This window comes from Sphingomonas mangrovi (genome assembly GCF_047975845.1).
In the GTDB taxonomy this organism is placed as follows: Bacteria; Pseudomonadota; Alphaproteobacteria; order Sphingomonadales; family Sphingomonadaceae; genus Sphingomonas.
Genome location: NZ_JBIUCZ010000039.1, coordinates 1 through 20,665 on the forward strand (window position 1 = coordinate 1; position 20,665 = coordinate 20,665).

The following is a 20,665-nucleotide window of genomic DNA, read 5'->3' on the forward strand; positions in this document are numbered from 1 at the left end:
TCAGCGGCCTCACACCCTACGAATACATCGCCAAGCTCTGGACCTCAGAGCCAGAACGCTTCATCGTCAATCCGATCCACCAGATGCCGGGACTGAACACCTAACCCCCTCTTGAAAGCCCATCCCCGGCCCCCAAATCCTGAGAAGAGCGACGCCTTCGGGGTCGCTCCGGGAGCCGGGCAGATGCCGGCATCCCCGACAAGCAACTTGCTCATAGGAGATTTTGCAATGCGTCAGTTCGACTTCACCCCCTACCGCCGCTCCGCGATCGGCTTCGATCGTCTGTTCGACATGCTGGAGGCTTCGGCCCGGCAGGCGAACACCGAGAATTATCCGCCGTTCAACCTCGAGCGGCTGGCCGAGGATCGCTACCGCATCACGCTCGCGGTGGCCGGGTTCAAATCCGACGAGATCGACATCACCGCCCAGCAGAACATGCTGCTCGTCGCCGGCAAGAAGACTGCCGAGACGGACGCGCAGCGCAGCGCGTTCCTGCACTTGGGCATCGCCAACCGCAGCTTCGAGCGCCGCTTCGAACTCGCCGACTTCGTGCGGGTGGAGAGTGCCAATCTCGCCGACGGCCTGCTCGTGATCGAGCTCGTGCGCGAGATTCCCGAGGCCATGAAGCCGCGCAAGATCGCGGTGTCGACCGGCGAAGCGCCGGCGGTCGAGCACCAGGCGGGAGACGAGACGGCGCAGGCCGCCTGATCCCGCATACCGGCTGAGGCGCGTTGCTCCCTTGCGCGCCAAGGCAGGGGCGTCCGGCCAATGGCCCGGGCGCCCTTTGCGTGTACGGCTGGTCGAACCCGCGTATTGGCGAGACGTCTCCCCCTTCGTCATGCTGACGGAAGTCAGCATCCAAACGCGCAGCGGTGCCGCAGAAGCGCAACCGTACCGGCAATGGATCCTGACTCCCGTCAGGATGACGAGGTTGGGAAAACGGACGGGGCGGCTGCGATCACGCGCCGCCCGCCGCTCCGCTCAAACCAAGCGCGACTGGCGCACGGCCGCTTCGATGAAGCTCGCGAACAGCGGGTGCGGATCGAACGGCTTCGACTTCAGCTCCGGGTGGAACTGCACGCCGACGAACCAGGGATGGTCCGGCCGCTCGACGATCTCCGGCAGCGTCTCGTCGGGCGACGTACCCGACACCACCAACCCGTCGCGCTCCAGCACCTCGCGATAGTGGGTGTTCACCTCGTACCGGTGGCGATGGCGCTCGCTGATCTCGTTGCCGCCGTAGATGCCGGCGACGACGCTGTTGCCCGAAAGCTTCGCGGGATAGGCGCCGACGCGCATCGTGCCCCCCAGATCGCCGCCGGCCTCGCGGGTTTCCAGGCCCTTTTCGGTCATCCACTCGGTGATGAGGCCGACCACGGGCTCGTCGGTCTCGCCGAATTCGGTAGTGGAGGCGTCGGCGATCCCCTGATCGCGCGCCGCCTCGATGCAGGCCATCTGCATGCCGAGGCAGATGCCGAAGAACGGCACGCCGCGCTCACGGGCGAAGCGGACCGAGGCGATCTTGCCCTCGGACCCGCGCTCGCCGAAGCCGCCGGGCACCAGGATCGCATGCATCGGCTCGAGCTGGCTGGCGATCGTCGCCTCGTCGCGCTCGAACAGCTCGGCGTCGAGCCAGCGGACGTTGACCTTCACCCGGTTGGCGATGCCGCCGTGGACCAGCGCCTCGTGCAGCGACTTGTAGGCGTCGGGCAGCCCGACATACTTCCCGACCACGCCGACGGTCACTTCGCCCTCGGGGTTCTGCAGCCGCTCGATGATCGTCGTCCAGCGGTCGAGCACCGGCGGCTCGCCCGGCTCGATGCCGAACGCGCGCAGCACTTCCGAATCAAGACCTTCGCCGTGGTACTGGAGCGGCACCGCATAGATGCTCGAGGCATCGAGCGCGGGAATCACCGCTTCCTTGCGGACGTTGCAGAACAGCGCGATCTTGGCGCGCTCGCCCTCAGGCAGCGGCTGTTCGCAGCGGCACACCAGCACGTCGGGCTGGACCCCCAGCGCGGCGAGCTCGCGCACCGAATGCTGGGTCGGCTTGGTCTTCAGCTCGCCGGCGGCCGAGATGAACGGCACCAGCGTGACGTGCACGCTGATCGATTGGCCGCGGCCGAGTTCGTTCTTGAGCTGGCGGATCGCCTCGATGAACGGCAGCGATTCGATGTCGCCGACGGTGCCGCCGATCTCGCACAGCACGAAGTCGAGCCCCTCGGTATCCGCCTGAGCGAACGCCTTGATCGCGTCGGTGACGTGCGGGATCACCTGCACCGTCGCGCCGAGATAGTCGCCGCGCCGCTCGCGCGCGATGATCTGCTGATAGATGCGGCCCGAGGTGACGTTGTCCGACTGGTGCGCCGCCACGCCGGTGAAGCGTTCGTAATGGCCGAGATCGAGGTCGGTTTCCGCCCCGTCGTCGGTCACATAGACCTCGCCGTGCTGATACGGCGACATCGTGCCCGGATCGACGTTCAGGTACGGATCGAACTTCCGGATGCGAACCTTGTAGCCACGCGCCTGAAGCAGCGCTGCGAGACTGGCCGCCATGAGGCCCTTACCGAGCGACGAGACCACGCCGCCGGTGATGAAAATATACCGCGTCATGGGAGGGAACGCCTAACGTGTAGCAGCCGTGCTCCGCAAGCGCGCGATCGCTCGCGCACCCCGGAAAATCGACGGATGGTTTGAAAAGATGGAGTTAGCGGGCGATCGGAACCGCGCCGTTCTCGACCGGAGCCGGCGCCGCGACGTTGCCGGGTGCGCCCGCGTCCGCCGGTGCGCCCGGCGCCGGCTGCACCGCCGCCGGGCTCGTCGGCCGGGCGAGCGAGGTGTCGATCGCATCGTGGCGGGTCGCCGCCAGCACCGCGAGCAGGATGCTCATCGCGATGAACAGCCCGGCGAGGATCGCGGTCGAGCGGGTCAGGAAGTCCGCCGCACCCCGCGCCGACATCAGCCCGGAGGGGCTGCCGCCGGTGGTGAGACCGCCACCTTCCGAACGCTGCATCAGGATCACCGTCACGAGCAGGGCAGCGACGATGGCATGGACGACGAGCAGAAAGGTGAACATGTCGGGACAGCGATCCGATTTCGAGAGACGGCGGCGACATAGGCGAGCGCAGGCAGGGGATCAACCGGAACGGACCGACGGCCCCGTAACATTTCGGCGAATCCCGGGAAACTTGGCCCCGCAGCGGCGTTCACATCGCAGTCAGGCAAAGCGCCACGGGCGCAAGAAAAGGTACGGGAGACAACGTGAAACCGTTCTCCGAGAAATCGCTCGGGAAGTGGATGCGCGGACTGGTCGACTACGTCCGGTCCGGGGTGCCCGACCTGACCAATCGCCAGATGGCGTTGATGCTGCTGGTCTATCTGGAGCCCGGCCCCCACACGGTGCGCGGCCTGGCGCGGGCGCTGAACGTCTCGAAGCCCGTCGTCACGCGCGCCTTGAACAGGCTGGGCACGCTCGGCTATCTGCGCCGCCAGCGCGACGAGGCGGACAAACGTAACATCTTCGTCGCGAAGACCAGCGAAGGGGCAGATTTTCTTGCAGAGTTCGGGCATTTCCTCGCGGACGATCGAGTCGGCGAGCTCGTTGCCCGAAGGGCGACCGCGTAGCCGTTTTTCGCTCGCCGGCCGCTCTTCGATCCTCGACACGCGCGTCGACGCGGTGCGTCGCGACCTGGCGGACATCCGCCTCGCAGAGCGCGTCTTCGCCCCGCATTATGCCTTGTCGCAGCCGCGTACCGCCGGCCGCAACACGCCGGTGCTGGCACGTGCCGGTGAACCGGAAACCGTGCTTTCCGAGGTACTTGCCGGCGAATCTTTCGACGTGCTGGAAGTGTCGGGCGACTATCTTTGGGGCGTGTCCCCGATCGACGGCAGCGTCGGCTTCGTCGCCGCGGATGCGTTCACCGCCTTCTGGACACCGACCCATATCGTCGCGGTACGCACCGCGATGGTGCACGGCCGCGCGTCGCTGGACAGCGCCACGCTCGCCGCGCTGCCGATGGGCACGTGCGTTGCCGCGTCGCCGGCCGGCGAATCGCTCTGCGAAGTCGATGGAGGCTACGTCGGCTCCGATGCGCTGATGCCGCTGGGCGGGCTCTCGTCGGACGTGGCGGCGATCGCCGAGCAACTGGTCGGCGTCCCTGCGCGTGCCGGTGGCCGTTCGGGTGCCGGGCTGGATGCGGCCGGACTGGTTTTCCTGAGCCTGCACCTCGCCGGCAAGTCCGCGCCGCGCTTCTGCGACCTCCAGGCGGCGACGGTCGGCACGGCGTGTTCGGACGCCGATCCGTTCGAGCGCGGGCAGGTCCTGTTCTTCGACGACCATGCGGCGATCCTGGTGGACGCCCAGACCGCGGTCCACGTCGATGCCGACAGCGTCGTGCGGTCGCCGGTGGCGGCGCTTACCGATCGCTACGGCGCCATTCTCGGGAGGCGGCAGCCGTGACCGCTACGGTGTTCATCGACGGTGCCGTCGGCACCACCGGGCTTGAAATCCGCGATCGGCTCGCCGGCCGGCCGGAGATCGCGCTCGTCACCTTGCCGGACGACCGCCGCAAGGACCCGGCCGCGCGGCGCGAGGCGCTCAACGACGCCGATTTCGTCATCCTCTGCCTGCCCGACGACGCGGCGCGCGAGGCGGTATCGCTGATCGACAACGATCGCACCCGCGTGATCGACGCCTCGACCGCGCATCGCACCGCGGAGGGTTGGACCTACGGCATGGCCGAGCTCGAGCCGGCACAGCCCGCGCTGATCGCCGAATCGATGCGCGTCGCCAATCCGGGCTGTTATCCCACCGGCTTCCTCGCGCTGGTGCGGCCGCTGGTGCGTGGCGGGCTGATCCCGCTCGACTGGCCGGTCAGCGTCAACGCGGTGTCCGGCTTCTCGGGGGGCGGCCGGTCGATGATCGAGGAGTATCAGCAGCCCGATCCTCCGGCGTTCCGCGCCTATGCGATGGGGCTGGCGCACAAGCACGTGCCGGAAATGCAGCGCCATGCGCGGCTCGCCCATCCGCCGATCTTCACCCCTGCGGTCGCGAACACCTATCGCGGCATGGTGGTCGAGGTGCCGCTGCCGCTCTACGCGCTGACGCCCCGCCCCACCCTCGCGGGGATCGAGGGTGCGCTGCAGGATGCCTATCGCGGCTCGCCGGTGGTGCGCGTCGCCCCGGCCGAGGCGCCGACGGTGTCGATCGAGGAGAATGCCGGCACCGACCGGTTGACCGTGCGCGTGTTCGGCAACCCCGCGACCGGCCAGCTGCGGCTGGTCGCGACGCTCGACAATCTGGGCAAGGGTGCCGCCGGCGCCGCGGTGCAGAACCTGAACATCATGGCCGGCTTCGACCCCGCCGCAGGGCTGGTGCTCTGAGGCGGTCGCCCGCGCGGCCTTGCGCGGACGGACGGTACGACTATCGCGGGCCGCAGAACGAATACGAGGAGATGTTATGAGACAGCCGGTCGGCAAGCTGCTGCTGTTCGGAGCCACGGGCGACCTGGCGCAACGCATGTTGCTGCCGTCGCTCTACGGGCTCCATGCCGACGGGCTGCTGCCGGAGGGTCTCACCATCACCGGCACCGCGCGTCACGAGCACGACGACGCCGGCTATCGCGCCTTCGCCAAGGCTGCGCTCGACGAGCATCTGCCCGCCGACCGGCAGGACGAGGCGGCGATCGCGGGCTTCCTCGACCGGCTTCACTACCACCCGATGGACGCCTCGCAGATCGAGGGCTTCAAGGGTCTTGCCGACAAGCTGGGCGACGTCTCGGGCGGGCTCGCGATCTTCCTCTCGACCGCACCCTGGCTGTTCGGCCCGACGATCAAGGGCCTCGAATCGGCGGGGCTCGCCGGACCGAACGTCCGCATCGGCTTGGAGAAGCCGCTCGGCAACGACCTCCAGTCGAGCCGCGAGATCAACGACGTCGTCGCGCTGGGTTTTCCCGAGGAGCGCACCTTCCGCCTCGACCATTATCTCGGCAAGGAGACGGTGCAGAACATCCTGGCGCTGCGCTTCGGCAACGCGATGTTCGAGCCGATCTGGAACGCGCGCGGTATCGACCACGTCCAGATCACCGTGTCGGAGACGGTTGGGCTGGAGGGCCGCGCCGGCTATTACGACGACATCGGCGCACTGCGCGACATGGTCCAGAACCATATGCTCCAGCTGCTCGCGCTGATCGCGATGGAGCCCCCTGCCCGCTTCGACGGTACCGCCATCCGCGACGAGAAGGTCAAAGTCCTGCGCTCGCTGCGTCCGATCGGTGCGAACGAGGTGCAGTCGGAGACGGTGATCGGCCAGTACCGCGACGGCGCGGTTAAGGGCGAGATCGTCCGCGGCTATGTCGAGGAACTCGAGAAGCCGTCAAACACCGAGACCTTCGTCGCGGTGAAGGCGCACGTCGACAGCTGGCGCTGGCAGGGCGTCCCCTTCTACCTGCGCACCGGCAAGCGGCTCGCCGAGCGGCATTCGGAGATCTCGATCCAGTTCAAGCCGGTGCCGCACTCGATCTTCGCCGAACGCGGCGGCATGCTCCAGCCCAACACGCTGGTCATCCGCCTGCAACCGGAGGAGTATATTCGCCTGCTGGTGATGGCGAAGGAACCGGGCCTCGACCGCGACGGCATCCGCCTGCGCGAAGTGCCGCTCGACCTGTCGCTCACCGCCGCCTTCGCGGGCACGCGGCGCCGCATCGCCTATGAGCGGCTGCTGCTCGACCTGATCGAGGGCGATCCGACGCTGTTCGTCCGTCGCGACGAGGTGGAGGCGCAGTGGGAGTGGATCGACGGAATCCGCGCCGGCTGGGACGCCAACGACATGAAGCCCAAGCCCTATCCCTCCGGCAGCTGGGGTCCCAGCGCCAGCGTCGCGCTGACCGAGCGCGATGGGGTGACCTGGAACGAGTGAACCTTTCGCCCGCCCGCTCCGTTGGGTTCGGAGAGGGAGCGCAGGACCGGCTCCGGTCCTGACCCCGTGGCGGCAATCAGGATATTGGAATGACCGAAATCGAATGGTGGGAATATGACGACGCGGCCGAAATGGCCGACGCCGTCGCCGGCGACGTGCAGTTCATCATCGAAAGCGCGATCGACGCGCGCGGCGGTGCGGTGATCGCACTGCCGGGCGGCAAGACGCCGCTGCCGATCTATGAGAAGCTCGCCGCCGCCAAGCTCGACTGGAAGCGCGTGACGATCGTGCCGACCGACGACCGGCTCGTGCCGATGGGCGACGACCTTTCGAACGTCACCGCGATCGCCAAGGTGTTTCTGCCCAAGGGCGCGCGCGTGCTGCCGCTGACCAGCGAGAAGGCGAGCGACTATCGCGCCGCCGGCCGCGCCGCCGACGCGCGGCTGCAGGACGTGCACTGGCCGCTCGACCTGTGCCTGCTCGGCATCGGCAGCGACGGCCACACCGCCTCGATCTTTCCCGGCCCCGATCTCGACGAGGCGCTGCAGGGTCCCAAGGAGCGCCGCGCGCTGGGCGTGATGCCCGATCCGCTGCCGCCCGAGGCGCCGGTCGCGCGCATCACCCTTTCCCACTCGGCGATCGCCTCGTCGCGCGCGCTGATGATCGCGATCAGCGGCGCCGCCAAGCGCGAGGTGCTGGAGCGGGCGATCAGCGAGGGCGCGAGCTCGATGCTGCCGATCGGCCGCGTGCTGTCCGAGGTCGAGCTGCCGGTCGACGTCCACTGGAGCGAATGATGACCACGCTGCATCCGGAAATCGCCGCGGTGACCGACCGCGTCATCGCCAACTCGCGCGACAGCCGCGCCGCCTATCTCGCGCTGATCGATCGCGAGCGCGAGAACGGCGTCGACCGGCCGATGCTGGGCTGCGCCAACCTCGCCCACGGCTATGCCGGCACTGATGAGGACCGCGACCGGATGCGCCCGGCGAGCGCGATGAACGTCGGCATCGTCACCGCCTACAACGACATGCTGTCGGCGCACGCGACCTATTACCGCTACCCCGAGCAGATGAAGGTCTGGGCACGCGAGGCCGGGATCACCGCGCAGGTGGCGGGCGGCGTGCCGGCGATGTGCGACGGCGTGACTCAGGGCTATCCTGGCATGGAGCTGTCGCTGTTCAGCCGCGACACCATCGCGCTGTCGACCGCCGTCGCGCTCAGCCACGGCATGTTCGAGGGCGCGGCGCTGCTCGGCATCTGCGACAAGATCGTGCCGGGCCTGCTGATGGGGGCGCTGCGCTTCGGCCATCTGCCGATGGTGCTGATCCCCGGCGGCCCGATGCGCTCCGGACTCGCCAACAAGGACAAGGCGGCGGTGCGCGAGCGCTATGCCGAGGGCAAGGCGAGCCGCGAGGAACTGCTCGACGCGGAGATCGCCGCCTATCACGGCAAGGGTACCTGCACCTTCTACGGCACCGCCAACTCCAACCAGATGATGATGGAGGCGATGGGCCTGCACGTCCCCGGCGCGGCCTTCGCCAATCCGGGCACCAAGCTGCGCCAGGAACTGACCCGCAAGGCGGTCCACCGGCTCGCGGAGATCGGCTGGGACGGCGACGACTATCGCCCGCTCGGCCGCTGCGTCGACGAAAAGGCGATCGTCAACGCGGCGATCGTGCTGCTGGCGACCGGCGGCTCGACCAATCACCTGATCCACCTGCCCGCGATCGCGCGCTGCGCCGGGATCGTGCTCGACTGGGAGGACTTCGACCGGCTGTCGAAGACCGTTCCGCTGCTCACCCGCGTCTATCCGAACGGATCGGCCGACGTGAACATGTTCGAGGATGCGGGCGGCCCCAGCTTCGTGATCCGGGAGCTGCTCAAGGGCGGGCTGCTCCACGGCGACGTGCTGACGATCGCCGACGGCGGCATGGCCGCCTATTCGCGCAAGCCGGACATGGAGGGCGATGCGCTGGTGTGGCGCGATCACGCCGAGCGTTCGAGCGACGAGAGCATCGTCCGCACCGTCGACGCCCCGTTCTCGCCCGAGGGCGGCTTCCGCATTCTCCAGGGCAATCTCGGCCGCGCCTGCATCAAGGTGTCGGCGGTCGACCCCGACCGCTGGATCATCGAGGCGCCGGCGCGCGTCTTCTCCGACCAGGCGCAGGTCCAGGCCGCGTTCAAGGCCGGCGAGCTCGACCGCGACGTGGTGGTGGTGGTTCGCCATCAGGGTCCGCGCGCCAACGGCATGCCCGAGCTGCACAAGCTCACCCCGCCGCTCGGCGTGCTCCAGAACCGCGGCTTCCGCGTCGCGCTGGTCACCGACGGGCGCATGTCGGGCGCAAGCGGCAAGGTGCCGTGCGCGATCCATCTCTCGCCCGAGGCGCTGGGCGGCGGCCCGGTCGGCAAGGTCCGCGACGGCGATCTCGTCCGGCTCGATGCCGAGGCGGGGGTGCTCACCGCGCTGGTCGATCCGGCCGAGTGGGCGGCGCGCGAGGTGGTCGAGGCGCCGCCTGCGCTGCAGGGCACCGGCCGCGAGTTGTTCGGACTGATGCGGCACGGCGCGAGCGAGGCGGAGGCCGGTGCCTCGGCGATGCTCGCGATGTCCGGGTTCTGACAAGCGGCCGGCAACAGGCCGCAAGGAGAGGATGCACATGGAAGTCGTAGCGGTTGATATCGGCGGCACGCACGCGCGCTTCGCCATCGCCGAAGTCGAAGGCGGCAAGGTCCGGTCACTCAGCGAGCCGATCACGCTGAAGACCGCCGAACACGGCAGCCTGCAGCTCGCCTGGCAGGCGTTCGGCCGGCGGATCGACCGGGAGCTGCCGCGCGCGGCGTCGATCGCGGTCGCCTCGCCGATCAACGACACGCTGATCAAGCTCACCAACAACCCGTGGATCATCCGCCCGCCGCTGATGCACGAGCGGCTGGGGGTAGACACCTATTCGTTCATCAACGACTTCGGCGCGGTCGGCCATGCCGTCGCGCAGGTGCCGGAAGACAACTTCATCCACGTCTGCGGCCCCGACGTGCCGCTGCCCGAGCGCGGCGTCCTCAGCATCTGCGGGCCCGGCACCGGCCTGGGCGTCGCGCAGGTGCTGCGCCACGCCCACGACTATCACGTCATCGAGACCGAGGGCGGCCACCAGGACTTCGCGCCGCTCGACGGGATCGAGGATGCGCTGCTCAAGCGGCTGCGCAAGACCTACACCCGCGCGTCCGCCGAGCGCGCCGTGTCCGGCCCCGCGATCGTCGCCTGGTACGAGACGCTGGCCGAGATCGAGGGATCGCCGGTCGCGAGCCGCGACGACAAGACGCTGTGGCAGCTGGCGCTCGACGGGCACGACAGCCTCGCCGCCGCCGCGCTCGACCGCTTCTGCCTGTCGCTCGGCGCCTTTGCCGGCGACACCGCGCTCGCGCACGGCGCCAAGGGCGTGGTGATCGCGGGCGGCCTCGGCCTCCGGCTCAAGGACAAGCTGCTCGAAAGCGGCTTCGGTCAGCGCTTCACCGCCAAGGGGCGGTTCCAGTCGCTGATGGGGAACATCCCCGTCAAGCTCATCACCCATCCCCAGCCCGGCCTGTTCGGCGCCGCGGCCGCCTTCGCGCAGGAGCACGCACGATGACCCTTCCCGACATCCAGACGATCATGAACGCCGGGCCGGTCATTCCGGTGCTGGTGATCGACGACGCCGCCACCGCCCGTCCGCTTGCAGAGGCGCTGGTCCGCGGCGGTATCCGTACACTGGAGGTGACGCTGCGCACCCCGGCCGCGCTCGATGCGATCCGCGAGATGAAGAAGGTGGAGGGCGCGATCGTCGGCGCCGGCACGGTCGTCAACCCGACCCAGTTCGCCCAGGCGATGGAAGCCGGCGCCGAGTTCATCGTCTCGCCCGGCCTTACGCAGAAGCTCGCCGAGCCGATCATCGACAGCCGCGTGCCGTTCCTGCCGGGCATCGCCAACGCCGGCGACATCATGCGCGGGCTCGACCTGGGGCTGACCCACTTCAAGTTCTTCCCGGCCGAGGCGTCGGGGGGGCTGAAGGCGCTGAAGGCGCTTGCCGCCCCGTTCTATCAGGCGCGGTTCTGCCCGACCGGCGGGATCAGCCTGGCGACGGCGCCGGAGTGGCTGGCGTTCGATCCGGTGCTGTGCGTCGGCGGCAGCTGGCTCGCCACCGGCAGCATGGAAGAGGTCGAGGAAAAGGCCCGCGCCGCCGCGCAGCTCAAGGGCTGAGTGTGCGGGGGCTGCTGCTCGCGCTGGGAATGACGATGGCGAGCGTTGCGGCCCCGGCGGCATCCGCCGGACCGCAGCTGATCACCTCACCGGCGCCGCTGCCGCAGGACCATTCCCGCCCGCGCATCTTCCTGGCGGGCAGCATCGACATGGGCAAGGCGAGCGACTGGCAGGCGGAGTTCGTCGCCGCGCTCGCCGACCTCGACGTGACCATCCTCAACCCGCGGCGGGCCGACTGGAACCCGGCGTGGAAGCCCGAGGCGGGCAATCCGCAGTTCCGCGAGCAGGTGGAATGGGAGTTGCGCGCGCTGGAGGCGGCGGACGTGATCGTCCTCTATCTCGCCCCCGGCACGCAGAGCCCGGTCAGCCTGCTCGAAATGGGGCTGCACGCCCGGTCGGGAAAGCTGGTGCTGCTCTGCCCGCCCGGATTCTGGCGCAAAGGCAACGTCGACATCACCGCCGAGCTGTACGGCGTCCAGCAGGTCGACACGATGGCGGCGCTGGTGGCCGAGGTGCGACGGCGCGCGGCTGCCAGACGCCGCTGACATCCGCCCTCAGCCTGACGGAAGTCAGGATCTATTGCCGCTACGCTCGACCCCCAGCACAGCGGCCGCCGCTACATCTCCCCGCGCTGGCGGCGGATGGCGTACCATTTCTGCACATTGGCGTTGTGCTGCTCGAGCGTGTCGGCGAACACATGCCCGCCGCTTCCGTCGGCGACGAAATAGAGCGCGCTGGTCGACGCCGGGTCGAGCACCGCGTCGATCGAGGCGCGACCCGGGTTGGCGATCGGCCCCACCGGCAGCCCGGTCGAGGCATAGGTGTTGTAGCCGTTCTTGGCAGTCAGCTCCGAGCGGAGGATGCGCCGGCCGAGCGGGCGTCCCTTGGTCACCGGATAGATGACCGTCGGGTCGGCCTGCAGCGGCATGCCCTGCTTCAGCCGGTTGCCGTAGACCGCCGCGACCGTGCGGCGTTCCGCCGGCTTGGCGGTTTCCTTCTCGACGATCGAGGCGAGCGTCAGCGCTTCCTGCGGGCTACCAACCACCGCGCCCGGCTTGCGGCGCTTCCAAGCGGCGGCGAGATAATCGCGCATCGCCTTCTGCATGCGATCGAGCACCTCCTGGCGCGTGTCGCCGCGCTGATAGCTGTAGCTGTCGGGCAGGACGCTGCCCTCCTCGGGAACCGCGATCGTCCCGGTGAGGTGCGGCGCACGCATCAGCGCCTCGTGCACCAGCACCGACGGCATGCCTTCGGGCACGGCGACGAGGCGCTGGATCACCTTGCCGCTCTGCAGCAGCTCGAGCACGTCGGACTGGCTGGCATGCGCCGGCACCTGATATTCGCCGGCGCGGATCGGCGCGTCGGAGCCGAGCACGCGCGCGAACAGCAGGAAGCGGTGCGCGGAGCGGATCGCCCCCGCCTTCTCCAGCTCGGTCGCGGCGCGCGACAGCGTGGCGCCGTTCGGCACCACCACCGCGAGCTCCTTTTCGGCCGGTCCCGCGCCCATCCAGCTGCTGGCGACGCCGAACAGCACCGCCAGCAGCGCCAGCGCGAGAACCATGCCGAAGCATCCGGGGCGGCGCATCAGCCGCGGGCCTGCCGGTGCGGCGATGCGCCCATCCTCAGATCGCCTTCATCACCAGCGAGGCGTTGGTGCCGCCGAAGCCGAACGAGTTGTTCAGGATCGCCTTCACCTTGCGCTCCTTGGCGACGTGCGGGACCAGGTCGACGCCGACGCAATTCTCGCTCGGGTTGTCGAGGTTGAGCGTCGGCGGGACGATCCCGTCGCGCATCGCCAGGATGCAGAAGATCGACTCCACCGCGCCGGCGCCGCCGAGCAGATGGCCGATCGCCGACTTGGTCGAGCTCATCGACACGCCGTCGAGCGCGCTGCCGAACAGGCGGCGGACCGCACCGAGTTCGAGCTCGTCGCCGAGCGGCGTCGAGGTGCCGTGCGCGTTGATATAGTCGATGTCCGACAGGTCGAGGCCAGACTTGCGCATCGCCATCTGCATCGAACGGAACGCGCCCGAGCCTTCGGGATGCGGCGCGGTCACGTGATAGGCGTCGCCCGACAGGCCATAGCCGATCACCTCGGCATAGATCTTGGCGCCGCGCGCCTTGGCACGCTCATATTCCTCGAGCACGACCACGCCCGCGCCCTCGCCCATGACGAAGCCGTCGCGGTCGCGGTCGTAGGGGCGGCTGCCCTTGGTGGGATCGTCACGGAATCCGGTCGACAGCGCGCGCGCCTGGCCGAAGCCGGCGATGCCGATCGGGCAGATCGCGCTCTCGGCGCCGCCCGCCAGCATCACGTCGGCATCGTCCATCGCGATCATCCGCGCGGCATCGCCGATCGAATGCGCGCCGGTCGAGCAGGCGGTGACCACCGCGTGGTTCGGACCCATCAACCCGTACTTGATCGAGACCTGACCCGAGATCAGGTTGATGAGGCGGCCGTGGACGAAGTGCGGGCTGACGCGCTTGGGGCCCTTGGCCGCGAGCACCAGCGATTCGCTCTCGATGCCCGGCAGGCCGCCGATGCCTGCGCCGATCGAGCAGCCGGCGCGGAAGCGCTCCTCCTCGGTCATGTCGGTGAGGCCTGCGTCCTCGATCGCCTGGCCCGCGGCGTCGATGCCGTAGACGATGAACGGATCGACCTGGCGCTGGATCTTGTGGTCGACGCGCTTGCTCGCGTCGAAACCGTATTCATGGTCGGCCGGCTTCACCTCGCAGGCATAGTTGCTCTGGAAGTCCGTCGCGTCGAAGTGAGTGATGGTGGCGGCGCCAGACTTGCTGGCGATGATGTTCTTCCAGGCCGTTTCGACATCGGCACCCAGCGGGGTGACGAGGCCGAGGCCGGTCACGACTACGCGGCGCATGGCAACTCTCCGTCTGTGCTCTCAAATGCGAACGGCCCCCCGCCCCTCGCTTGTCGCGGCGGGACGGAGGGCCGTTCCAATTCGGCGTCAGCCGCGGCCCCGTCGCGTCGCCGCGATCGGAGCCGGCAAGGCTCAGCCCTTGTGCTCGTCGATGTAGGCGATCGCGTCCTTGACGGTCGTGATCTTCTCGGCGGCGTCGTCGGGGATCTCGACGCCGAATTCCTCCTCGAACGCCATGACCAGCTCGACGATGTCGAGGCTGTCCGCGCCCAGGTCGTCGATGAAGCTGGCGTCCTCGGTCACCTTCTCGGCTTCGACGCCCAGATGCTCGACGACGATCTTCTTCACGCGATCGGCGGTCTCGCTCATTCCCTGTTCCTCTTTCAAATGCGGTAACTGCTATTCCTGAACGCACCTAGAACGGCGTCCGTTCGCTGGCAAGAGCCCCGGCGCGCCGGAGCGTGCCGCCCGTCAGATCATTGCCATGCCGCCGTTGACGTGGAGCGTCTGGCCGGTGACGTAGCCCGCCTCGCGGCTGGCGAGATAGACCACGGCGGCGCCGATGTCCGCCCCCTCGCCCAGGTCGCCCGCCGGGATCTTGCCGAGCAGCGCCTGCTTCTGCGCATCGGGCAGCACGTCGGTCATCGCCGAGCGGATGAAGCCGGGCGCGACGCAGTTGACGGTGATGCCGCGGCTCGCGAGCTCCTGGCCCAGCGCCTTGGACATGCCGACCAGCCCCGCCTTCGACGCCGCGTAGTTCGCCTGGCCCGGGTTGCCGGTCTGACCGACGATCGAGGTGATCGAGACGATGCGGCCGAACCGCGCCTTCATCATCGGCTTGGCGGCGGCGCGGGCGAGGCGGAACGCCGCCTCCAGGTTGACGCGGATCACCTGATCCCATTCGTCGTCCTTCATCCGCATCGCCAGATTGTCGCGGGTGACGCCGGCGTTGTTGACGAGGATGTCGAGCTTGCCGAGCGCCTGCACCGCCTGCGGCACCAGCTGGTCGACGGCAGCGCCGTCGGAGAGGTTGCACGGCAGCGCGACATGGTCGCCGCCCAGTTCCGTCTTGAACGCCTCCAGCTTGTCGAGGTTGGAGCCCGACAGCGCGAGCCGCGCGCCCTGCCCGGCCAGCGCCTTGGCGATCTCGGAGCCGATGCCCCCCGACGCGCCGGTCACCAGCGCGGTCATGCCTGTCAGATCGAACATCTTTTCGTCTCCGTTCACAGCCGCGCCGCCAGCGCTTCGATATCGTCCATCGTCACCACGCTGGTCGCGGTCGCGTCCGGCGCGATCCGCTTGACCATCGCGCCGAGCACCTTGCCGCCCAGCTCGACGAAGTCGCTCACGCCGGCCGCCTGCATCGCCAGCACCGATTCGCGCCAACGCACCATGCCCGTCACCTGCTGGACCAGCGCGACGCGGATCGCGCCGGGATCGGCGATCGGCGCGGCGTCGACGTTGGCGTAGACCGGCACGAGCGGCGCGCGCAGATCGGCGTCGAGCAGCGCATTCTCCATCGCCTCCGCCGCCGGCTGCATCAACGGGCAGTGGAAGGGCGCGGAGACCGGCAGCAGCAGCGCACGCTTGGCGCCCATCTCCTTGGCGAGCGCGACCGCGCGCTCGATCGCGGCGCGATGGCCGGAAATCACCACCTGGCTCGGATCGTTGTCGTTGGCGACCGCCGAGACCAGCTGCGCGCCGCCTTCCGCCAGGATCGAATCGGCCGCGGCACCCGCGATCGTCTGCGCCTTTTCCAGGTCGACGCCCAGGAGCGCGGCCATCGCCCCCTCGCCCACCGGCACCGCCGCCTGCATCGCCTGCCCGCGCAGCTTGAGCAGCCGGGCGGTGGTCGCGAGGTCGAACGCGCCCGCGGCGCACAAGGCACTATATTCGCCGAGCGAGTGGCCGGCGACGAAGTCGGCCTTGTCGGCCAGGCGGATGCCGCCGTCCTTCTCCAGCACGCGCAGCACGGCGATGGCGTTGGCCATGATCGCCGGCTGGGCGTTCTCGGTCAGCGTCAACTCGTCGGCCGGGCCTTCGGACATCAGCCGGAACAGGTTCTGGCCGAGCGCCTCGTCGACCTCGCCGAACACCTCGCGGGCGTGCGGCGACGCGGCGGCGAGCGCCGCCCCCATGCCGACCGACTGGCTTCCCTGGCCGGGAAAGATGAAAGCGCGCAACGTCCCTCTCCTTGGATCTCGAACGCGCGCGTTAGGCCGACCGGCAAGATGAACGCAACCCCGCGGACCGCGACAGCTTGCGACCATTTCGCCCGTCTCGCGACAAACGCCTGCGACACGGCGCACCCAGATTGGCTTCATCGCCACTCGAGGCGGAAAAGGAGCCGTTATCATGAAGAAGTTCGTTCTCGCCGCCGTCGCCGCTTCGCTGGTCGCGACGCCCGCCCTGGCCGCGCCGCCGCGCTCGGACCACGGCTCGCACCACACCGTCGAGCGGACCACCGTCGTCACCAGGCACGTCACCCGCACCCCGCAGCGTTCGTACCAGCAGCCGTATTCGCAGCAGCGCGGCTACCAGCAGTCGTACCAGAACGCCCGCCAATGGCAGCGCGGCGAGCGGTTCGACAGCCGCTACGCCCGCAACTATCGCCAGGTCGACTATCGCGGCCACGGCGGGCTCTATGCGCCGCCTCGCGGCTATCAGTGGGTCCAGTCCGGCAACGACGCGGTGCTGGTGGCGCTCGCCAGCGGGCTGATCGGAGCGGTGATCGGCGGGGCGCTCGCCAACTAATTCCTTGCCTTCCGCGGGCTTTGCGGTACAGGCACGGGTCCTCGGGGGTGGAAGGTTCGTCCTTTCGCCCCCGATTTGAATACGGACGACAGCCGGAGGGGCGCCGCATGGGGCGGCGTCAGCGATCGGCCAACATTAAGGTAACAGCATGGCTCTGTACGAGCATGTGTTCCTTGCGCGCCAGGATCTGGCACAGGCGCAGGTGGACCAGCTGGCGGAAACCGCCACGAAGATCATCGAAGACAACAACGGCAAGGTCGTGAAGACCGAGACCTGGGGGCTGCGTTCGCTGGCCTACCGGATCGCCAAGAACCGCAAGGCGCACTACGTCATGCTCGAGATCGACGCGCCCGCAGGCGTGGTCGCCGAGCTGGAGCGCCAGACCCAGATCAACGAGGACGTGATCCGCTTCATGACCGTCAAGGTCGACAAGCTGGAGGAAGGTCCGACCGTGATGATGCGCAAGAGCGAGCGCTCGGAGCGCGGCGACCGGGGCGGCCGCGGCCGTGACCGCGACGACCGTGCTTCGCGCGAGGACCGCGGCCCGCGCCGCGAAGAAGCGTAAGGGAGCATCATCATGGCACGACCGTTTTTCCGCCGCCGCAAGAGCTGCCCCTTCTCGGGCAAGGACGCTCCCCGGATCGATTACAAGGACGTCCGTCTGCTCCAGGGCTTCGTGTCCGAGCGTGGCAAGATCGTCCCGTCGCGCATCACCTCGGTGAGCGCGAAGAAGCAGCGCGAGCTCGCCCAGGCGATCAAGCGCGCCCGTCACCTGGGCCTGCTGCCCTACATCGTGAAGTAAGGAGCGCCCGACATGGACGTTATTCTGCTGGAGCGCGTCGAGAAGCTCGGCGCCATCGGCGACGTGGTCAAGGTGAAGGACGGCTTCGCCCGCAACTTCCTCCTGCCGCGCAAGAAGGCGCTGCGCGCCAACGAAGCCAACCGCAAGGTGTTCGAGGCGAACCGCGAGCGCATCGAGGCCGAGAACGCCTCGCGTCGTACCGACGCGCAGGCCGAGGCCAAGACGCTCGAGGACGTGTCGGTCACGCTGATCCGTCAGGCGTCGAACACCGGCCAGCTCTACGGCTCGGTCGCGGTGCGGGACCTGGTCGAGGTGCTCGTCGCCGACGGCCACAAGGTCAACAAGTCGCAGATCGTGCTCGACCGCCCGATCAAGGCGATCGGCATCCACGACGTCAAGGTCGCGCTGCACCCGGAAGTGACCGTGACCGTCAAGGTCAACGTCGCCCGCTCGCCGGAAGAAGCCGACATGCAGGCGCAGGGCGTCGACGTGATGGCCGCGATGTTCGAGCAGGACACCGCCGGCTTCACCGAGGACTACGACTCCAACGCCGAGCCGGGCGAGATCGCCCGCGAAGAGGCGCCGGCCGAGGGCGAGGAAGCCTGAGGCTTCCCGTGTTCGAAGCCAAGCAAACAGGAAGGGCCGCCGGGAACACCCGGCGGCCCTTTCTTTTTGTCTGCGGGGTCTCCGACGCGCCGTTAGCGCCGCGACCGCGGCTCCGTCAGTGCACCATCACATAGGCACTGACCACCGCCACGAGCGGAACCGACGCCAACACCACCGGAAAGAACTTGAACATCGTCATTCACCTGCAAGGGTCTTCGCCGGCTTCAATGCCCCGCTGGCGAAAAGGTTGCCGGAGGATGAACGGGGCGGCCGAGGCTGAGGGCGAGAGGGTGCTCGTCGATCGCGTCGCGAGTGTCCGAACGGCTGCGAATTAACCGCGAAAACAGTGACTTGCAAAAAAGTCCCGGCAGCTCGAAAACGCTGCTTGACGCCCCCGCCCCCCACCCGTAAACGGCCCCCTCACCAAGCGATTGGCCCCTTCGTCTAGCGGTCTAGGACGTCGCCCTCTCACGGCGAAAACACGGGTTCGAGTCCCGTAGGGGTCACCAGCGCCTGCCAGAATGGCGGATTTGCGCGGTTTTTGCGGCTTTTACCGACGCTTTATCCATCCTGTGTACAAAGGATGGGTACAAAGTGATCCGTATGGCCACCCCCAGCAAAGACCCTCGCACTGGCATCTATCAATTTCGCCGCGTCGTGCCCGAAGCACTGCGGCCGCACTTTGATGGCGGTCGCACCGAGTACAAGCGATCCCTGGACACGCGCGATCCCGAGGAGGCGAAAAAGCTATATCCAGCGCAAGCTCAAATCTTCGAGCAGAAGCTGGCCGCGGCAAGGCGCGCATTGCTGACGAAGCATCTCGCCGCCGCGACCGGCATGGTCGATGCCTTTCTCGAGGGCGTCGATGACGACGCGCTTCGGGGCATGGCGATGAAGCTGGCCTCGTTGGAGACAGGAGCATTCGGGTCCGCACATGGCATCGACCCGGACTCGCCGGGTGCTCGATACGACTTCGGCAATCCGCCTTCTCGGGCTGACCTCGACGACCATGCCGCTCGCAAGCAGATGTTGGAGGCCGTTTCCGATCTCCAGCCGCTGCCTTGGCTGGAGACGCTGCAGCGGGTGGCCGCGCTGCCGAGCTTGGATCCGATCGATTGGGCGATTGCTTCCATCGCCTACAACGCGAAGGTGGAAGCGGAGCCCGGCAGCGAGTTGCACGAGGCGATCGGACGCGCTTACCTCGATCGGCTGTGCGCCGCCTGCGCCGTGCGCGTGGCGCCTACCCGTACTCGAATCATCCCCGCCCCCGTGATCGTCAACGGCGCGTCGCCACCGCCTGTTGTTGCTGTGTCTGTTGCGCCACCGGCCGTGCCTGCCCCGACTCTGACGACTGCCTATGAAGCTTGGGTCAACTTCAAGCCGCGCGAGTTGAAGCTGGTGGACGAGTGGCGGCGCGCCATCCAGCGCTTCGTTGCGCTGAATGGCGACCTGCCTGTTGATCAGATCACCGCGACTATGGTGCGCGACTACCGCCGTACCTGCTCCGGCCTACCCTCTAGGGCATCGAAAGAGATCGCGCTGTTGCCGGTGCGTGAGCAGGTTGAGTTCGCGCGCAGCCACAACCTTCGGACGCTGGCATCCGATACCGTTAACAAAGCTCTATCCGCCATTCGCGTCACACTTTCCCATGCGGTCGAGGAACTGGAGGTAATAGCCGACAACGTAGCAAAGGGAGTCAAATCGCTGCCGCGTGACGACATCGAGGACGCACGGCTGCCGTTCGACCCGGCCGACTTGCAGCGGATCTACTCGGCGGAGTTGCCCAAGAAGGAAGGCGTGTCGACCCAGACGCTGTTCTGGGTGCTACTGCTCGCCCCCTTTACCGGCTGCCGTCTTGATGAACTGGGCAGTCTGCGCCCGGGCAATGTTCGCCGCTACGAAGGAATTGACTACATCGCGATTGAGGTGGACCGGCGGCGCGTGCGGGAGCAGCAAGATGCACCCAAGAAGCGTATCAAAACCGCAAGCGCCAAGCGCGACATCCCGATCCACCCGTTACTGATCGAAGCCGGCTTCCTTGATCTGGTCGAACGACGTCGCGAGGAGAAGGCGGCGTGGCTCTTTCCCGAATTGCAAGCCAACAAGTACGGTAGCCGTACCCAGCGTCTCTCGCGCGTGATCAACGACTTCCTCGACGATATCGGCTTGTCTGATCCCGAACTGGTGTTTCACTCCTTCCGACATACCGGTAAGCGTGCAATCCGTGGGAAGGTCCAAACCGACATCGTGGACCTGCTGTTCGGCCATGCTGACGGGTCGGTCAGCACAAAATACGGTCGTGGCGCTGAGATGCAGACGTTGCATGATGCCATCGCCAAGTTGGTTTATCCGGAAGTCGACTGGAAGGCGTTTATCGCCGGCGCACCAGTAAGCATATAGACCCAAACCCGGTCACTCAGGGCCACCCGAACGCTTCCCGGAAGCGGTCTTTGGTTCAGGTGGTAAATGGCGCC

At 68.0% G+C, this 20,665-nt stretch carries 22 protein-coding genes, 1 tRNA gene and 1 pseudogene; 17 read left to right on the forward strand and 7 right to left on the reverse strand.

What is annotated here, in order from left to right:
- Nucleotides 1-104: pseudogene (locus tag ACBY01_RS15225) on the forward strand (IS481 family transposase); the annotation flags it as partial.
- 124 nt (nt 105-228) lie between these two features.
- Complete coding sequence (locus tag ACBY01_RS15230) at nt 229-708, forward strand: Hsp20 family protein (protein WP_416461802.1); 480 nt, start codon at nt 229-231, stop codon at nt 706-708.
- 273 nt (nt 709-981) lie between these two features.
- Here the strand turns inward: ACBY01_RS15230 and pyrG are convergent, their stop codons facing one another.
- The gene (gene pyrG / locus ACBY01_RS15235; protein WP_416461803.1) at nt 982-2,613 is read right to left on the reverse strand and encodes a CTP synthase; all 1,632 of its coding nucleotides are present in this window, start codon (nt 2,611-2,613) and stop codon (nt 982-984) included.
- Nucleotides 2,614-2,707: 94 nt separating this feature from the next.
- The gene (secG, locus tag ACBY01_RS15240) at nt 2,708-3,076 is read right to left on the reverse strand and encodes a preprotein translocase subunit SecG (protein WP_416461804.1); all 369 of its coding nucleotides are present in this window, start codon (nt 3,074-3,076) and stop codon (nt 2,708-2,710) included.
- A gap of 221 nt (nt 3,077-3,297) precedes the next feature.
- On the opposite strand from secG, the gene ACBY01_RS15245 reads away from it, so the two are divergent.
- The 9 genes from ACBY01_RS15245 to ACBY01_RS15285 all read left to right on the forward strand — a co-directional run bounded on the left by ACBY01_RS15245 (nt 3,298) and on the right by ACBY01_RS15285 (nt 11,692).
- Nucleotides 3,298-3,624, forward strand: coding sequence for a MarR family transcriptional regulator (locus tag ACBY01_RS15245; RefSeq protein ID WP_416461829.1), 327 nt, complete (start codon nt 3,298-3,300; stop codon nt 3,622-3,624).
- Complete coding sequence (locus ACBY01_RS15250) at nt 3,602-4,459, forward strand: NlpC/P60 family protein (RefSeq protein ID WP_416461805.1); 858 nt, start codon at nt 3,602-3,604, stop codon at nt 4,457-4,459. Before ACBY01_RS15245 ends, ACBY01_RS15250 begins: the two co-directional genes overlap by 23 nt.
- Nucleotides 4,456-5,382, forward strand: a complete 927-nt coding sequence (gene argC, locus ACBY01_RS15255; RefSeq protein ID WP_416461806.1) for an N-acetyl-gamma-glutamyl-phosphate reductase — start codon at nt 4,456-4,458, stop codon at nt 5,380-5,382. The genes ACBY01_RS15250 and argC overlap by 4 nt, the downstream gene beginning before the upstream one ends.
- A 76-nt stretch (nt 5,383-5,458) precedes the next feature.
- A complete protein-coding gene (gene zwf / locus ACBY01_RS15260) occupies nt 5,459-6,916 on the forward strand; it encodes a glucose-6-phosphate dehydrogenase (protein ID WP_416461808.1) in 1,458 nt (485 codons plus the stop codon).
- Nucleotides 6,917-7,005: 89 nt separating this feature from the next.
- Nucleotides 7,006-7,710: a 6-phosphogluconolactonase gene (pgl, locus tag ACBY01_RS15265; protein ID WP_416461809.1), complete on the forward strand. Its 705-nt coding sequence runs from the start codon at nt 7,006-7,008 to the stop codon at nt 7,708-7,710.
- On the forward strand, nt 7,710-9,533 hold the full coding sequence (gene edd, locus ACBY01_RS15270; protein WP_416461830.1) for a phosphogluconate dehydratase: 1,824 nt from the start codon (nt 7,710-7,712) through the stop codon (nt 9,531-9,533). The genes pgl and edd overlap by 1 nt, the downstream gene beginning before the upstream one ends.
- A 37-nt stretch (nt 9,534-9,570) precedes the next feature.
- Nucleotides 9,571-10,539: a glucokinase gene (gene glk / locus ACBY01_RS15275; RefSeq protein ID WP_416461810.1), complete on the forward strand. Its 969-nt coding sequence runs from the start codon at nt 9,571-9,573 to the stop codon at nt 10,537-10,539.
- Entirely contained in the window at nt 10,536-11,147 is a 612-nt protein-coding gene (gene eda, locus ACBY01_RS15280; RefSeq protein WP_416461811.1) for a bifunctional 4-hydroxy-2-oxoglutarate aldolase/2-dehydro-3-deoxy-phosphogluconate aldolase, read from the forward strand. The genes glk and eda overlap by 4 nt, the downstream gene beginning before the upstream one ends.
- Nucleotides 11,148-11,149: 2 nt before the next feature.
- Nucleotides 11,150-11,692, forward strand: coding sequence for a nucleoside 2-deoxyribosyltransferase domain-containing protein (locus tag ACBY01_RS15285; RefSeq protein WP_416461812.1), 543 nt, complete (start codon nt 11,150-11,152; stop codon nt 11,690-11,692).
- 71 nt (nt 11,693-11,763) lie between these two features.
- Here ACBY01_RS15285 and mltG read toward each other — a convergent pair whose 3' ends face one another.
- From mltG to fabD, 5 genes are all read right to left on the reverse strand, one after another.
- Nucleotides 11,764-12,732, reverse strand: coding sequence for an endolytic transglycosylase MltG (gene mltG, locus ACBY01_RS15290; RefSeq protein WP_416461814.1), 969 nt, complete (start codon nt 12,730-12,732; stop codon nt 11,764-11,766).
- 37 nt (nt 12,733-12,769) lie between these two features.
- Nucleotides 12,770-14,029: a beta-ketoacyl-ACP synthase II gene (gene fabF, locus ACBY01_RS15295; protein ID WP_416461815.1), complete on the reverse strand. Its 1,260-nt coding sequence runs from the start codon at nt 14,027-14,029 to the stop codon at nt 12,770-12,772.
- Nucleotides 14,030-14,161: 132 nt separating this feature from the next.
- Nucleotides 14,162-14,398 (reverse strand): acyl carrier protein, encoded by a 237-nt coding sequence (locus tag ACBY01_RS15300; protein WP_125959575.1) that lies wholly within the window; start codon nt 14,396-14,398, stop codon nt 14,162-14,164.
- 102 nt (nt 14,399-14,500) lie between these two features.
- Nucleotides 14,501-15,238, reverse strand: coding sequence for a 3-oxoacyl-[acyl-carrier-protein] reductase (fabG, locus tag ACBY01_RS15305; protein WP_416461817.1), 738 nt, complete (start codon nt 15,236-15,238; stop codon nt 14,501-14,503).
- Between the two features lie 14 nt (nt 15,239-15,252).
- Entirely contained in the window at nt 15,253-16,212 is a 960-nt protein-coding gene (gene fabD / locus ACBY01_RS15310) for an ACP S-malonyltransferase (RefSeq protein ID WP_416461818.1), read from the reverse strand.
- 172 nt (nt 16,213-16,384) lie between these two features.
- Here fabD and ACBY01_RS15315 point away from each other — a divergent pair, with 172 nt between their 5' ends.
- The 6 genes from ACBY01_RS15315 (at nt 16,385) to ACBY01_RS15340 (ending at nt 20,591) form a co-directional block, all read left to right on the forward strand.
- Entirely contained in the window at nt 16,385-16,783 is a 399-nt protein-coding gene (locus ACBY01_RS15315) for an RcnB family protein (RefSeq protein ID WP_416461819.1), read from the forward strand.
- 148 nt (nt 16,784-16,931) lie between these two features.
- Complete coding sequence (rpsF, locus tag ACBY01_RS15320; protein ID WP_416461820.1) at nt 16,932-17,348, forward strand: 30S ribosomal protein S6; 417 nt, start codon at nt 16,932-16,934, stop codon at nt 17,346-17,348.
- A gap of 12 nt (nt 17,349-17,360) precedes the next feature.
- Nucleotides 17,361-17,585 carry a 30S ribosomal protein S18 gene (gene rpsR / locus ACBY01_RS15325; RefSeq protein WP_125959570.1) on the forward strand — a complete coding sequence of 75 codons (225 nt, stop codon included), beginning with the start codon at nt 17,361-17,363 and terminating at the stop codon, nt 17,583-17,585.
- A gap of 12 nt (nt 17,586-17,597) precedes the next feature.
- Complete coding sequence (rplI, locus tag ACBY01_RS15330; RefSeq protein WP_416461821.1) at nt 17,598-18,191, forward strand: 50S ribosomal protein L9; 594 nt, start codon at nt 17,598-17,600, stop codon at nt 18,189-18,191.
- A gap of 433 nt (nt 18,192-18,624) precedes the next feature.
- A tRNA-Glu gene (locus ACBY01_RS15335) sits at nt 18,625-18,700 on the forward strand.
- Nucleotides 18,701-18,794: 94 nt separating this feature from the next.
- Nucleotides 18,795-20,591, forward strand: a complete 1,797-nt coding sequence (locus ACBY01_RS15340) for a DUF6538 domain-containing protein (protein ID WP_416461831.1) — start codon at nt 18,795-18,797, stop codon at nt 20,589-20,591.
- The last annotated feature ends 74 nt before the right edge of the window (nt 20,592-20,665 follow it).

Bases quoted from the DNA above. Each gene is read 5' to 3' on its own strand.
- ACBY01_RS15230 (WP_416461802.1), top strand. From the start codon at position 229: ATGCGTCAGTTCGACTTCACCCCCTACCGCCGCTCCGCGATCGGCTTC.
- pyrG (WP_416461803.1), bottom strand. From the start codon at position 2,613: ATGACGCGGTATATTTTCATCACCGGCGGCGTGGTCTCGTCGCTCGGT.
- secG (WP_416461804.1), bottom strand. From the start codon at position 3,076: ATGTTCACCTTTCTGCTCGTCGTCCATGCCATCGTCGCTGCCCTGCTC.
- ACBY01_RS15245 (WP_416461829.1), top strand. From the start codon at position 3,298: ATGCGCGGACTGGTCGACTACGTCCGGTCCGGGGTGCCCGACCTGACC.
- zwf (WP_416461808.1), top strand. From the start codon at position 5,459: ATGAGACAGCCGGTCGGCAAGCTGCTGCTGTTCGGAGCCACGGGCGAC.
- pgl (WP_416461809.1), top strand. From the start codon at position 7,006: ATGACCGAAATCGAATGGTGGGAATATGACGACGCGGCCGAAATGGCC.
- edd (WP_416461830.1), top strand. From the start codon at position 7,710: ATGACCACGCTGCATCCGGAAATCGCCGCGGTGACCGACCGCGTCATC.
- glk (WP_416461810.1), top strand. From the start codon at position 9,571: ATGGAAGTCGTAGCGGTTGATATCGGCGGCACGCACGCGCGCTTCGCC.
- eda (WP_416461811.1), top strand. From the start codon at position 10,536: ATGACCCTTCCCGACATCCAGACGATCATGAACGCCGGGCCGGTCATT.
- mltG (WP_416461814.1), bottom strand. From the start codon at position 12,732: ATGCGCCGCCCCGGATGCTTCGGCATGGTTCTCGCGCTGGCGCTGCTG.
- fabF (WP_416461815.1), bottom strand. From the start codon at position 14,029: ATGCGCCGCGTAGTCGTGACCGGCCTCGGCCTCGTCACCCCGCTGGGT.
- ACBY01_RS15300 (WP_125959575.1), bottom strand. From the start codon at position 14,398: ATGAGCGAGACCGCCGATCGCGTGAAGAAGATCGTCGTCGAGCATCTG.
- fabG (WP_416461817.1), bottom strand. From the start codon at position 15,238: ATGTTCGATCTGACAGGCATGACCGCGCTGGTGACCGGCGCGTCGGGG.
- ACBY01_RS15315 (WP_416461819.1), top strand. From the start codon at position 16,385: ATGAAGAAGTTCGTTCTCGCCGCCGTCGCCGCTTCGCTGGTCGCGACG.
- rpsF (WP_416461820.1), top strand. From the start codon at position 16,932: ATGGCTCTGTACGAGCATGTGTTCCTTGCGCGCCAGGATCTGGCACAG.
- rpsR (WP_125959570.1), top strand. From the start codon at position 17,361: ATGGCACGACCGTTTTTCCGCCGCCGCAAGAGCTGCCCCTTCTCGGGC.
- rplI (WP_416461821.1), top strand. From the start codon at position 17,598: ATGGACGTTATTCTGCTGGAGCGCGTCGAGAAGCTCGGCGCCATCGGC.
- ACBY01_RS15340 (WP_416461831.1), top strand. From the start codon at position 18,795: ATGGCCACCCCCAGCAAAGACCCTCGCACTGGCATCTATCAATTTCGC.